Consider the following 12,262-nt stretch of genomic DNA (forward strand, 5'->3'; position numbering starts at 1 on the left):
CCTCGGCCACGTCCCGATTTCCCTTCACAATTAATGGTTCTCTCGCATACCTTAAACGTTCCGGCTGACCGATGTTCCGGCCGACCGAAGGAGGAGTATCCCGTGTCAGACCGAACCCCACCGCTCGGGATCGAGGAGCTGCGCGCCCTCGTCGCAAGCGGTGAGATCGACACCGTCGTCCTCGCCTTCCCCGACATGCAGGGACGGCTGCAGGGCAAACGGTTCGCCGCCCGCTTCTTCCTCGACGAGGTCGTGGAGCACGGCACCGAGGGATGCAACTACCTGCTCGCCGTCGACACGGACATGAACACCGTCGACGGATTCGCGATGTCCTCCTGGGACCGCGGCTACGGCGACTTCGCCATGCACGCAGACCTCTCCACCCTGCGCCCGGCGCCCTGGAACGAGGGCACGGCCATGGTCATGGCCGACCTCACCCAGGAGGACGGCTCCCCCGTCGCCGCCGCGCCCCGGCGGATCCTGGGCCGTCAGCTGGAACGGCTGGCGGAGCTCGGCTACACGGCCCATGTCGGCACCGAACTCGAATTCATCGTCTTCAAGGACACCTACGAGCAGGCCTGGGACCGCAACTACCGTGACCTGACCCCGGCCAACCAGTACAACATCGACTACTCCGTCCTCGGCACCGGTCGCGTCGAGCCGCTGCTGCGCCGCATCCGCAACGACATGACCGCCGCGGGGCTCACCGTCGAGTCCGCCAAGGGCGAGTGCAACCCCGGCCAGCACGAGATCGTGTTCCGTTACGACGAGGCCCTGGTCACCTGCGACCAGCACGCCGTCTACAAGACCGGCGCCAAGGAGATCGCCGCCCAGGAGGGCTGCGCGCTCACCTTCATGGCCAAGTTCAACGAGCGCGAGGGCAACTCCTGCCACATCCACCTCTCGCTCCAGCCCGTCGGCGAGGCCGGGCACAACGCCATGGCGGACGAGGACGGCGGCATGTCCGCGGTGATGCGGCACTTCCTCGCCGGACAACTGGCCGCCCTGCGCGACTTCTCCCTCCTCTACGCGCCCAACATCAACTCCTACAAACGCTTCCAGCCGGGCTCCTTCGCCCCGACCGCCGTCGCCTGGGGGCACGACAACCGCACCTGTGCGCTGCGCGTCGTCGGCCACGGCCGCTCGACGCGCTTCGAGAACCGGCTGCCCGGCGGTGACGTCAACCCGTACCTCGCCGTCGCCGGCATGGTCGCGGCGGGCATCCACGGCATCGAGAAGGGGCTCGAACTCCCCGAGCCGTGCGGGAGCAACGCCTACACCGCCGCATACGACCACGTTCCCACCACGCTGCGCGAGGCCGCCGAACTCTGGGAGAGGAGCGAGATCGCCACGGCGGCCTTCGGCGACGACGTCGTCGCGCACTACCGCAACATGGCCCGCGTCGAACTCGAAGCCTTCGACGCCGCAGTGACCGACTGGGAGCTCCGCCGCTCCTTCGAACGACTGTGAGGCACTGAGTGACCACACCCGACCACCCGGTGGAACACCACGTACTCAACCCGGCGACGGAAGAACTCCTCGCCACCGTCGCGTCCACCACCGTCGCCGAGGTCGACGCGGCGGTCGTCCGGGCCGCGGCCGCCCAGCGCACCTGGGCCGCCCTCGCCCCCGCCGACCGCGCCCGGCTGCTGCGCCGCTTCGCCCTGGCCGTCGACGGCGAAGCCGAGCAACTGGCCCGACTGGAGGTTCAGGAGGCGGGCCACACGCTCGGCAACGCCCGCTGGGAAGCGGCCAACGTCCGTGATCTGCTCGACTACGCGGCCGGGGGAGTGGAACGGCTCACCGGCCGGCAGATCCCGGTGCCCGGCGGACTCGACATCACGCTCCTCGAACCCCTCGGTGTCATCGGTGTCATCGCACCGTGGAACTTCCCCCTGCCGATCGCCGCCTGGGGCGTCGCCCCCGCCCTCGCCGCAGGCAACGCCGTACTCCTCAAACCCGCCGAGACCACCCCGCTCACCGCCCTGCGACTGGCCGGGATCGCCCTGGACGCAGGGCTTCCGGAACACCTGCTCCAGGTGCTGCCGGGTGCGGGCGACGTGACGGGCGATGCCATGGTCGAGCATCCCGGCATCGCCAAGATCGTCTTCACCGGCTCCACCCGGGTCGGCAGGCACATCATGGCCAAGTGCGCCGCCCGGGTGAAGCGGCTCACCCTCGAACTCGGCGGCAAGAGCCCCAACATCGTCTTCGCCGACGCCGACATCGAGGCCGCCGCGGCCGCCGCCCCCATGGCGTTCCTGGACAACGCGGGGCAGGACTGCTGCGCCCGCACCCGCATCCTGGTCCAGCGATCCGCGTACGACCGCTTCCTGGAACTCCTCGCCCCCGCGATCGAATCGGTCGTCGTGGGCGACCCGTCCGACGAGAACACCCAGATGGGCCCGCTGATCTCCCGGGCGCAGCTGGAACGGGTCCGCGGCTACGTCCCCGAGGATGCGACCGCCCTCAGGGGCAAGGCACCCGAAGGCCCCGGGTTCTGGTTCCCGCCGACCGTCCTCACCGACGCCCGCCCGGACTCGCCCGTCGCCACCGAAGAGGTCTTCGGACCCGTCGCCGTCGTCCTGCCCTTCGACGACGAGGCCGACGCCGTCCGGCTCGCCAACGCCACGGAGTACGGCCTGGCCGGCTCGGTCTGGACCCGTGACGTGGGCCGCGCGCTGCGCGTCTCGCAGGCGGTCCGGGCCGGAAACCTCTCCGTCAACTCCCACTCCAGTGTCCGCTACTGGACCCCGTTCGGCGGCTACGGGCAATCCGGACTCGGCCGCGAACTCGGCCCCGACGCGCTCGCCGCATTCACCGAGACCAAGAACGTCTTCTTCAGTACGGAGGCCTGAGCCCGCATGACCACCACCGACAGCGAGAACATCTGCCGCCGCCTGGTCGGCCGCACCGCCGTCATCACCGGAGCCGCCAGTGGCATCGGCCTCGCCACCGCACGCCGCCTGGCGTCGGAGGGCGCGAACGTCGTCTGCGGGGACATCGACGAGAACGCGGGCAAGGCCGCGGCCGAGGAGGTCGGCGGCACCTTCGTACGCGTGGACGTCACCGACCCGGAACAGGTCGAGGCGCTCTTCAGGGCCGCGTTCGACACCTACGGTTCCGTCGACATCGCCTTCAACAACGCGGGCATCTCCCCGCCCGACGACGACTCCATCCTCACCACCGGCCTGGAGGCGTGGAAGCGCGTCCAGGACGTCAATCTGACCTCCGTCTACCTCTGCTGCAAGGCCGCCCTGCCCTACATGCGCCGCCAGGGCCGCGGCTCGATCATCAACACCGCGTCCTTCGTCGCGATCATGGGAGCCGCCACCAGCCAGATCTCGTACACCGCGTCCAAGGGCGGCGTCCTCGCCATGTCCCGCGAACTCGGCGTGCAGTTCGCCCGCGAGGGCATCCGGGTCAACGCGCTGTGCCCGGGACCGGTCAACACCCCGCTGCTCCAGGAACTGTTCGCCAAGGATCCGGAACGCGCTGCCCGCAGGCTGGTGCACATCCCGGTCGGCCGCTTCGCCGAGGCAACGGAGATCGCGGCGGCGGTCGCCTTCCTCGCGAGCGACGACTCCTCGTTCGTCAACGCCACCGACTTCCTCGTCGACGGGGGCATCTCCGGCGCGTACGTCACACCCCTCTAGTGCCGTGACCGGAAGGGTTACCGGCTCGCGGCGCCCGGTACGGCACCTCGCCGCGTTGTCGCATCACCCGAGTGCGTCCGGTACGAGGGCGATCCTCCGCCTTGCGACGCATCGCACCGGACGCCGTGAGCCTCCCGGCAAACCTTTCCGGCCACAGCACCGGACCCTTCCGCGCGAAGCGGCCGAAGCAGGCCGGCAGGGGCTCGAAGGGCCCCTGCCGGCGACCGAAACCCGGAGCGGGGGGACGAGCGACGCGCCACCGCCCGGCCGGATCCGCAAGCCGCGACGCCGGGCACCGATCCGGCCGATCGACGACGGCCGGACGAGCGGCGGCACGGGCAGTTCCGTGGCGCCCGGACCCCGGCCGGGGACCCCGGCTCAGAGAAACGTACGACCCTCGCCCCGGTACGTCGGCACGGCCGCCGTCACCCGGTCGCCCTCGATCAGCTGCAACTCGTCGAAGCGCTCGCACAGTTCACCGGCCTTCGCATGCCGGAACCACACCTTGTCGCCGATCAGCAGATCGTCGGCCGGGGCACCGAGCAGCGGGGTCTGCACCTCGCCCGGCCCCTCCTGCCCGTCGTAGCGCAGCCCCTCCGGCAGATACGGGACCGGCAGCCGGTCCGCGCCCGCGGGCCCGGACGCCGGATAGCCGCCCCCGAGGACCGTCACCACACCCACACCCGGCCGACGCACCACCGGCTGGGCGAAGAGCGCCGCCGGACGCGCCGTGAACGACGTGTAGTTGTCGAACAGCCGCGGTACGTAGAGCCCGGAGCCGGCCGCGATCTCGGTCACCGCGCGCTCCGCCGCCGTGTGCTGGACGCTGCCGGTGCCACCGCCGTTCACGAACTCCAGGTCCGGTGCCACCGCCCGCACCGCCCGCACCACCTCGGCCCGCCGGACAGCCAGCTCCCTGCGGCCCGTGGCCTGCATCAGCCGGATCGCCCGGGAACGCAGCGGCCGTCCCGCGACCGAGTCGCCGACCCCGGCGATGTGCCCCTCGTACGCCATCAGACCCACCAGCCGGAAGCCCGGCCTGCGTGCCACCGAGCGTGCCAGCTCGGCCAGTTGGGCGGGGGAGCGCAGCGGTGAGCGCAGGGCGCCGATCCTGACCCGGCCGCCGAGCAGCCGCAACGAGGTGTCCAGCTCCAGGCAGACCCGGATCTCCTCGCGGCCACCGGCCCGCGCCGCGTCGATCAGCTCCAGCTGCGCGTGGTCGTCCACCATCACCGTCACGGCGGCGGCCAGCTTCGGGTCGGCGGCGAGCTCCGCGAAGGCGGCCCGGTCGGCCGACGGATAGGCCAGCAGTACGTCCTCGAAACCGGCCCGCGCCAGCCACAGCGACTCGGCCAGCGTGAACGACATGATCCCCGCGAACCCGGGCCGCGCGAGCACCCGCTCCAACAGGGCCCGGCAGCGCACCGACTTGCTCGCCACCCGGATCGGTTTCCCGGCGGCCCGGCGCACGAGATCGTCGGCGTTGGCGTCGAACGCGTCCAGGTCGACGATGGCGATCGGGGCGTCCAGATGGGCAGTGGCCCGGTCGTAGCGGGTCCGGTCAGCGGCGCGGGCAGTCATGGCCGCAGCTTGCCAGACGTCCGTACCGCTGGGTAGGGGGATGATCTGCGCAGATCCTCCAGGGGCGGCGGCGTCCTGCTCCCGCAGGGGCCGTCCCACCCCGTAGAGTGACGGGCACGCGGCAACCAACAGGCCTGCCTGTGACGTCGATCCGCGCACGGTACGGAACAGGATCAGGGGGGCGGATGAGTACCGAGGCGCACCGTGCTCCCGTCCCGCCCCGCCCCACGACCCCGCCGCCATCGACGACCGCGGACCCGGCGCGACGTCCTGCCGACACCTCGGCCGCCGCACCTCTTCCGCCGCGTCCCGGGACCCCGCCGCCCGGAGCGCCGACGCCGAACCCCGGTCCGGCGGTTCCTGTGGTCCCGGCCGCCCCGGCGCCGCACTCCGCGCCCCGGCCACCGCAGCCGGAGCAGCAGCCGGATCAGCCGCCGCATCAGGGGCCGCGGCCGGTGGTGACACCTCAGGCGCCGCCCGCGGCCGGAGCGCCGCCCGTGGAGACGACGACCCGGCTCCGGCCCGTTCCCCCGGCCCCCTCACCCGTCGTCCCCTCCGCCGCCCCGCTCCGCCCCGGGCAGCCGCCCGCCCCGACCCGCCGGCGGCCCGTCGGTGCCGTGGACCTCACCCCGCACCCGGGTGCGGGGGCACCACCGACCGGGCCGACTCGTCTCCCGCACGCCTACCAGCAGCCCCGGCCGCACCCGTTTGGTCACCCGCCGCCCGAGACCCCCGTCGAGACCACGACCCGGCTGCGCCCGATCCGTACCCGCCACCCCCTCAGGACCGCGAGCGCCGCCGCCTGTGTGGTGCTCGGGCTCGGACTGATCGGCGGCGCGGCCACCGGCGCCTGGCTGACCAGCGATTCCTCGGCCGACCCCGCCGCCCACAGCGCCTACACCGTGGGTCGCTCGGCCTGGCACAGCGTCCCCGTGGACACGCTTTTCCCGCGCACGCTGGCCGGTGACGGAGCGGGGCCCGGCGGTGCCGACCGGGTCTGGACCCGGGTCGCCGTCGCCCCGGACGGCGGCTGCGCTTCGGCCCTGGACCCGCTGCTGGCCAGGACCCTCGCCCCCGTCGGATGCGAGCGCCTGCTCCGGGCCACCTACGCCGACGCCACCAGCAGCAGCGTCACCACGGTGGGGGTGATCTTCACCGAGGGCGACACCGACGCCATGAGGGCGCTGAGCACCCGCTTCACCGACCAGCACCTCGACCGGCGCGCGGATCTGATGCCCCGTGCGTACCCCGTCGAGGACACCGTCGCCGCCGGATTCGGCGACCGGCAGCGCGCCAGCTGGACCATCCACGTTCTGACCGAGGTCCCCGTCGTCGTGTTCGCCGTCTCCGGATTCGCCGACGGCCGCACGGTCCCCGATCCGCAACCCGCCGCCAGGGCCATGGCCGCGAACGCCACCACGGCCGCCGCCCAGGCCGGACTCGGTCATGAGGCCGAGGGAATCGCCGACCGGATCGAGCGCGGCCTGCGCCGGACCGTCACCGACCTCACGGAGAAGCCGGAATGAGCCGCCGCACACGCCGCCGCGTCCTGGGCGCCGTCTGTGCCGCCACCGCGTTCGCGTTGCTGCCCGCGGTGCCGGCCAGGGCAGACGCCATCCGGGACCAGCAGTGGGGTCTTCAGGCACTCCACACCGATCAGGCCTGGCGGACCACCAAGGGCAGGGGAATCACCGTCGCCGTCGTCGACACCGGGGTCGACGGGAGCCTCCCCGACCTGGCGGGCCAGGTGCTGCCCGGCAAGGACATGATCGGCTTCGGCGCCGGGCGGGGCGACCGCTCCTGGGCCCGGCACGGCACCGCGATGGCCGGGATCATCGCAGGTCACGGCCATGGCGACGGACGCGGCGACGGCGTCCTGGGCATCGCGCCCGAGGCGAAGATCCTTCCGGTCCGGGTGATCCTCGAAGCCTCCGACCCGTCTCGCGCCAAGGCCCGGGAGTCCCGGGGCACGGCCCTCGCCGACGGCATCCGCTGGGCCGCCGACCACGGCGCCGACGTCATCAACCTCTCGCTCGGCGACGACAGCGAGTCGGCCCACCCCGAACCGGGCGAGGACGCCGCCATCCAGTACGCGCTGAAGAAGGGTGCCGTCGTCGTCGCCTCGTCGGGCAACGGGGGCGAGAAGGGCGACCACATCTCGTACCCCGCCGCCTATCCCGGCGTGATAGCGGTCGCCGCCGTCGACCGGTACGGCACCCACGCCGCGTTCTCCACCCGCCGCTGGTACGCGACCGTCAGCGCCCCCGGGGTGGACATCGTCGTCGCCGCCCCCGACCGCCAGTACTACGTGGAGTGGGGCACCTCCGCCGCCGCCGCGTTCGTCTCGGGCGCGGTCGCGCTGGTCCGCGCCGCACACCCGGGACTGACCCCCGCCCAGATCAAGCGCCTGCTCACGGACACGGCGCGCAGCGCCCCCGCGTCCGGCCGGGACGACGCCCGGGGATACGGGATCGTCGATCCGGCCGCGGCGATCAGGGCCGGGGCCGCGCTCCGTCCGGCCGGCCTGCGCGCCGAGTCCGCCGAGGCCGGATACCGGAAGCGGTACTTCGGCGCCGGCCCCACCCCCGTGCGCCATGACAGCGGCCCCGCGGGCTGGCTCGCCCCCGCCGCGGGCGGTCTCGGAGCGGTCCTGCTGGCACTGGCCGTGGTGCTGTGGCGAGGCAGGAGCGGCAGACCGGCGACCGTGCGGCGCTGACCGCGGCACCCGCCCGTCGTCCGCTCACCGTGCGGCGTCGAGCACACCCACCGCCGCTCTCGCCACCGACTCGACGAGCGCGATGCCCGTCTCCTTCGTCCGCTGCCCGCCCGAGAGCACCGCCACCAGATAGGTGCGGCCGTCCGCCCGCACCTCTCCGATGCTGTTGATGTCCCACAGCCCGGTCGCCGTCCGGGGCAGCCAGCCGTTCTTCAGGGCCCAGTCGCTGCCCGCCGCCGACACCCCCCACTGCTGGTCGGCCACGACCTGCCCCATCAGTCGCCGCAGATAGGTGCGGGAGGCCGCGCTCAGTTCCGATCCCGTACCGAACACCGCCTTCAGCAGGGTCAGTTGATCCGCCGCAGTGGTACTGGTCAGGCCCCATGCGTGCGCGGCCGTCGTCCCGGTCAGGCCGAGGCGGGCGTTGGCGGCGTCGAGTGCTTCCGACCCGCCGATCGCTTGTAGCAGCGCGGTGGCGGCGGCGTTGTCGCTCCGCTCGATCATGGCGGCCGCGAGATCCCGCTCGTCGGAGGTGAGCACGCGCCTCTCGTCCTGGGCCCGGAGCAGCAGCGCCGCGAGTATGTCGACCTTCACGATGCTGGCGGTGTCGTACGCCCCGTCCCCGTAGACGGCCTGCGCCCCGCTCCCGGTGTCCAGCACCGCGACGGACACCTTCGCCTCCCCCGCGTCGGTCAGCAGCGGTTCCACCGCCGCGGCCAGCGCCGTGTCGAGATCCACCGTCGGCTCCTCACTCGTCGATGCCGGGGCCGGGGTGGCCCCGGCGGCGGGTACGGACGATACGGAGGCCGCGGCGCGGGGCTCGTGCTCCGACGACCGGCCGACCTGCCGGATGCCGCCCGCGGCCACGGCCGCGACCAGGATCGTGGCCGTCACGGACGAGGGCAGGGCGACACGGCGGAATCCGATGCGGGACATGGTCCGGACGTTAGGAACGGCACCTGGGAGCCGGCTGGGTCCGACCTGTCGGCAAGGTAGGAAACCCCAGGCACTACGCTCGCCCTGTGGCGCAGAAGAACATTCCGGACCCCGGTTACTCCGACGACGACGGCACGGCTGATCCGGCCCTGAGCGCGGCGCTGGCCGCGTGGGCGGCAGACCGGAAGGCCGTCGGCCCGGTCCTCGAAGCACTCAAGGGCACCCGGCTCCTGGTCCCCGTCGTCGCCGTGCTCGGGGAGGTGGAGGAGGACGAGAAGGGGCTGCGTCGCGAGAAGACCAGCGACATGGCCGTCCCCACCCTTCAGGCGGGAGACCGCCGGGCCCTGCCCGCCTTCACCTCGACCGACTCGCTGGCCCGCTGGGATCCGCAGGCCCGCCCCGTCGCCGTGCCCCTGCACCAGGCACTGCAGGCCGCCGCGCACGAGAAGGCGGACACCATCGTCCTCGATCTCGCCGGCCCGGTGGCGTTCGAGCTGACCGGTTCCGCCCTGCTCGCCCTCGCCGAGGGCCGCACCAGCGCCGATCCGCTGGACGACCCCGCGGTCACCTCGGCGGTGCGGCGGGCGGTCGCCGCGGAACCCGCGGTGCTCCGCGCCCACCTCGGTCCCGGGCGGGCGGACGGCACCCTCGCGCTCGTGCTCGCACCCGACGTGGACCCCGCCGACGCCGCCCGGCGGGTCGCGGAACGGCTGGCGGCCGACGAGGTCCTGCGCGCGCGCCTCGTGCGCGGCCTGGACCTGGCGCTGCTCCCGGCCGATGCGGCCGCGCCCGGTGAGGCCCTGTTCACGCGCTGACCGCCCGGTCCGTCCCGCGCGTGCATCCGTACGCGCAGGACGGACCGGGCGTACGGATGCGCGCGTCGACCGGCGTACGGACGGCGGTCTGCCGCCGGAGGGCTCCTCGGCCCCGGCAGGTGCCGGGGCCGGGGACGACGACGGCCGTGGACCCGGGCCCGGGACGGGCAGGGGCCCACGGCCGTGGAACGTTGTGGAGCAGTACGGACGAGCGGGTGGGCTCAGCGCCTGTCGGGGGCCACCCGACAGGTCTCAGCCGAAGACGGGACCGGTGTACTTCTCCCCGGGACCCTGGCCGGGCTCGTCCGGAACGAGCGACGCCTCGCGGAACGCGAGCTGCAGGGACTTCAGGCCGTCACGCAGCGGAGCCGCGTGGAACGAGCTGATCTCGGTGGTGCTGGCGTCCAGCAGGCCGGCCAGCGCGTGCACCAGCTTGCGGGCCTCGTCGAGGTCCTTGTGCTCGTCGCCGTCCTCGGTCAGCCCGAGCTTCACGGCTGCGGCGCTCATCAGATTGACCGCGACCGTCACGATCACCTCGACCGCGGGCACCTCCGCGATGTCGCGGGCCATGTCGTCGAAGCCGGGGGAATCGGTGGTGGGGGTCGCGTCACTCATGAGCCATACGATAGGCCCCCTGCCGTGCCCTCCTGTCTGCGGGAGCGGCGAGCGGCAGCCGGTTAGCGCGCGCCCGGGGGAGCTGCTAACCTTGTGTAACGACCGGCTGGGCAGCTATGTGCCCGGCCCACAAGTGGAGGCTCCGATCTCCCACCTGGCTGTCCTTGTCGGACAGCGGGTCACCGGTCAGGTGGCGCCCATCGTTCCGTACGGACGATGGAGCCGCCCGATGCGCCCCGCGGTTGACCGCGGCGGTGTTCCGGTTGTTCCAGGAGCCCCGCCTGTGTCCCGTCCGGGGCATTTTTGATGCGCTGGTGCGGTTGGTCTGACGAAACAGACGTTACGTGGCTGTCCGCCAGGCGGCCGCGTGGTGCTACCGAGGAGGATCCATCAGCGCCGAGCCCCGCATCAACGACCGGATTCGCGTGCCCGAGGTGCGACTTGTCGGTCCCAGCGGCGAGCAGGTCGGGATTGTTCCGCTTGCCAAGGCCCTGGAACTCGCACAGGAGTACGACCTCGACCTGGTCGAGGTGGCGGCGACCGCCCGTCCGCCCGTGTGCAAGCTCATGGACTACGGGAAGTTCAAGTACGAGTCGGCCATGAAGGCCCGTGAGGCGCGCAAGAACCAGGCGCACACGGTCATCAAGGAGATGAAGCTCCGGCCGAAGATCGACCCGCACGACTATGACACCAAGAAGGGTCACGTCGTCCGGTTCCTCAAGCAGGGCGACAAGGTCAAGATCACGATCATGTTCCGTGGTCGTGAGCAGTCCCGCCCCGAACTTGGCTTCCGACTGCTCCAGCGTCTCGCTTCGGACGTGGAGGAACTCGGCTTCATCGAGTCCAACCCGAAGCAGGACGGCCGGAACATGATCATGGTTCTGGGCCCGCACAAGAAGAAGACCGAAGCCATGGCCGAGGCCCGCGAGGCCCAGGCCGCCCGCAAGGCGGGGCGTCAGGGGTCCAACCCCGGCGCCGAGGCCGCGGGTGAGGCTGCCCCGCAGCCCGAGGCTTCGGCCGAGACACCTTCCGAGGCGTGACCTCAGGGGGCCGCCATCCAGGCGGCCCCGGGTCCCCCCGGAATCCCCACCAAGATCTGACGCCCCTGCTGTCCGGTGCCCGCACCGAGAGGGGCGCCACTGACGAGGAGAGAACGGCGCGATGCCGAAGAACAAGACGCACAGCGGTGCCAGCAAGCGCTTCAAGATCACCGGCTCCGGCAAGGTGCTCCGTGAGCGCGCCGGCAAGCGCCACCTTCTTGAGCACAAGTCGTCCAAGAAGACCCGCTCGCTGACCGGCACGGTCGAGCTGGCCCCGGCCGACGCCAAGAAGGTCAAGAAGCTTCTCGGCAAGTGAGGCCGAAGCCTCCGGTGCATCCGGAGGCGGCGACCTCGACCAGACCGGGACCAATTCGTTTCCGGGCCGTGTGAGTCCAACCACGGCCCCGCTACAAGGAGTTAAAAAGTGGCACGCGTCAAGCGGGCAGTAAACGCTCACAAGAAGCGCCGGGCGATCCTCGAGCAGGCCAGCGGTTACCGGGGCCAGCGCTCCCGCCTGTACCGCAAGGCGAAGGAGCAGGTCACCCACTCCCTCGTCTACAACTACAACGACCGCAAGAAGCGCAAGGGCGACTTCCGTCAGCTGTGGATCCAGCGCATCAACGCCGCTGCCCGCCAGAACGGCATGACGTACAACCGCCTCATCCAGGGTCTGAAGGCCGCCAACATCGAGGTGGACCGCAAGATCCTGGCCGAGCTCGCGGTCAACGACGCCAACGCGTTCGCCGCCCTCGTCGAGGTCGCCCAGAAGGCCCTCCCGAGCGACGTCAACGCCCCGAAGGCCGCCTGATCCAGGTCGCACTTCTTGGCTTCTGAGCCGGACCCGCAGGCGCTCGTCGTCTGCGGGTCCGGTGCGTTGCAGGACGTGTTCCGTACGTCCGTCAC

At 72.1% G+C, this 12,262-nt stretch carries 12 protein-coding genes; 9 read left to right on the forward strand and 3 right to left on the reverse strand.

Features of this window, described 5'->3' with window-relative positions; all coding sequences use genetic code 11:
• Positions 1-102: 102 nt before the first annotated feature.
• Genes ACIQCZ_RS26500 through ACIQCZ_RS26510 form a run of 3 tightly spaced genes read left to right on the forward strand, consistent with a single transcriptional unit; the run spans position 103 to position 3,656 of the window.
• Positions 103-1,470, forward strand: coding sequence for a glutamine synthetase family protein (locus ACIQCZ_RS26500; RefSeq protein WP_402285372.1), 1,368 nt, complete (start codon positions 103-105; stop codon positions 1,468-1,470).
• Between the two features lie 8 nt (positions 1,471-1,478).
• On the forward strand, positions 1,479-2,858 hold the full coding sequence (locus ACIQCZ_RS26505; protein WP_402285374.1) for an aldehyde dehydrogenase family protein: 1,380 nt from the start codon (positions 1,479-1,481) through the stop codon (positions 2,856-2,858).
• 6 nt (positions 2,859-2,864) lie between these two features.
• The gene (locus tag ACIQCZ_RS26510; RefSeq protein WP_402285376.1) at positions 2,865-3,656 is read left to right on the forward strand and encodes a 3-oxoacyl-ACP reductase; all 792 of its coding nucleotides are present in this window, start codon (positions 2,865-2,867) and stop codon (positions 3,654-3,656) included.
• 378 nt (positions 3,657-4,034) lie between these two features.
• On the opposite strand, the gene ACIQCZ_RS26515 is transcribed toward ACIQCZ_RS26510, so the two are convergent.
• The gene (locus ACIQCZ_RS26515; protein WP_376210615.1) at positions 4,035-5,237 is read right to left on the reverse strand and encodes an amino acid deaminase/aldolase; all 1,203 of its coding nucleotides are present in this window, start codon (positions 5,235-5,237) and stop codon (positions 4,035-4,037) included.
• A gap of 617 nt (positions 5,238-5,854) precedes the next feature.
• Between ACIQCZ_RS26515 and ACIQCZ_RS26520 the strand changes: the two genes are divergently transcribed.
• Both ACIQCZ_RS26520 and mycP read left to right on the forward strand, forming a co-directional pair.
• A complete protein-coding gene (locus ACIQCZ_RS26520) occupies positions 5,855-6,763 on the forward strand; it encodes a hypothetical protein (protein WP_402285657.1) in 909 nt (302 codons plus the stop codon).
• The gene (mycP, locus tag ACIQCZ_RS26525) at positions 6,760-7,953 is read left to right on the forward strand and encodes a type VII secretion-associated serine protease mycosin (RefSeq protein WP_402285378.1); all 1,194 of its coding nucleotides are present in this window, start codon (positions 6,760-6,762) and stop codon (positions 7,951-7,953) included. Before ACIQCZ_RS26520 ends, mycP begins: the two co-directional genes overlap by 4 nt.
• A 24-nt stretch (positions 7,954-7,977) precedes the next feature.
• Here the strand turns inward: mycP and ACIQCZ_RS26530 are convergent, their stop codons facing one another.
• Positions 7,978-8,889, reverse strand: a complete 912-nt coding sequence (locus ACIQCZ_RS26530) for a serine hydrolase (RefSeq protein ID WP_402285380.1) — start codon at positions 8,887-8,889, stop codon at positions 7,978-7,980.
• A gap of 86 nt (positions 8,890-8,975) precedes the next feature.
• Here ACIQCZ_RS26530 and ACIQCZ_RS26535 point away from each other — a divergent pair, with 86 nt between their 5' ends.
• Positions 8,976-9,704, forward strand: a complete 729-nt coding sequence (locus ACIQCZ_RS26535) for an SseB family protein (RefSeq protein WP_402285381.1) — start codon at positions 8,976-8,978, stop codon at positions 9,702-9,704.
• A gap of 252 nt (positions 9,705-9,956) precedes the next feature.
• On the opposite strand, the gene ACIQCZ_RS26540 is transcribed toward ACIQCZ_RS26535, so the two are convergent.
• Positions 9,957-10,319: a DUF1844 domain-containing protein gene (locus tag ACIQCZ_RS26540; RefSeq protein ID WP_093896122.1), complete on the reverse strand. Its 363-nt coding sequence runs from the start codon at positions 10,317-10,319 to the stop codon at positions 9,957-9,959.
• A 344-nt stretch (positions 10,320-10,663) separates the two neighbouring features.
• Between ACIQCZ_RS26540 and infC the strand changes: the two genes are divergently transcribed.
• From infC to rplT, 3 genes are all read left to right on the forward strand, one after another.
• Entirely contained in the window at positions 10,664-11,359 is a 696-nt protein-coding gene (gene infC / locus ACIQCZ_RS26545; RefSeq protein WP_402285383.1) for a translation initiation factor IF-3, read from the forward strand.
• A 121-nt stretch (positions 11,360-11,480) separates the two neighbouring features.
• Complete coding sequence (gene rpmI / locus ACIQCZ_RS26550) at positions 11,481-11,675, forward strand: 50S ribosomal protein L35 (RefSeq protein ID WP_114243588.1); 195 nt, start codon at positions 11,481-11,483, stop codon at positions 11,673-11,675.
• 108 nt (positions 11,676-11,783) lie between these two features.
• A complete protein-coding gene (gene rplT / locus ACIQCZ_RS26555; RefSeq protein WP_018103794.1) occupies positions 11,784-12,167 on the forward strand; it encodes a 50S ribosomal protein L20 in 384 nt (127 codons plus the stop codon).
• Positions 12,168-12,262: the final 95 nt, after the last annotated feature.

It is taken from the genome of Streptomyces sp. NPDC093149 (genome assembly GCF_044754145.1).
In the GTDB taxonomy this organism is placed as follows: Bacteria; Actinomycetota; Actinomycetes; order Streptomycetales; family Streptomycetaceae; genus Streptomyces.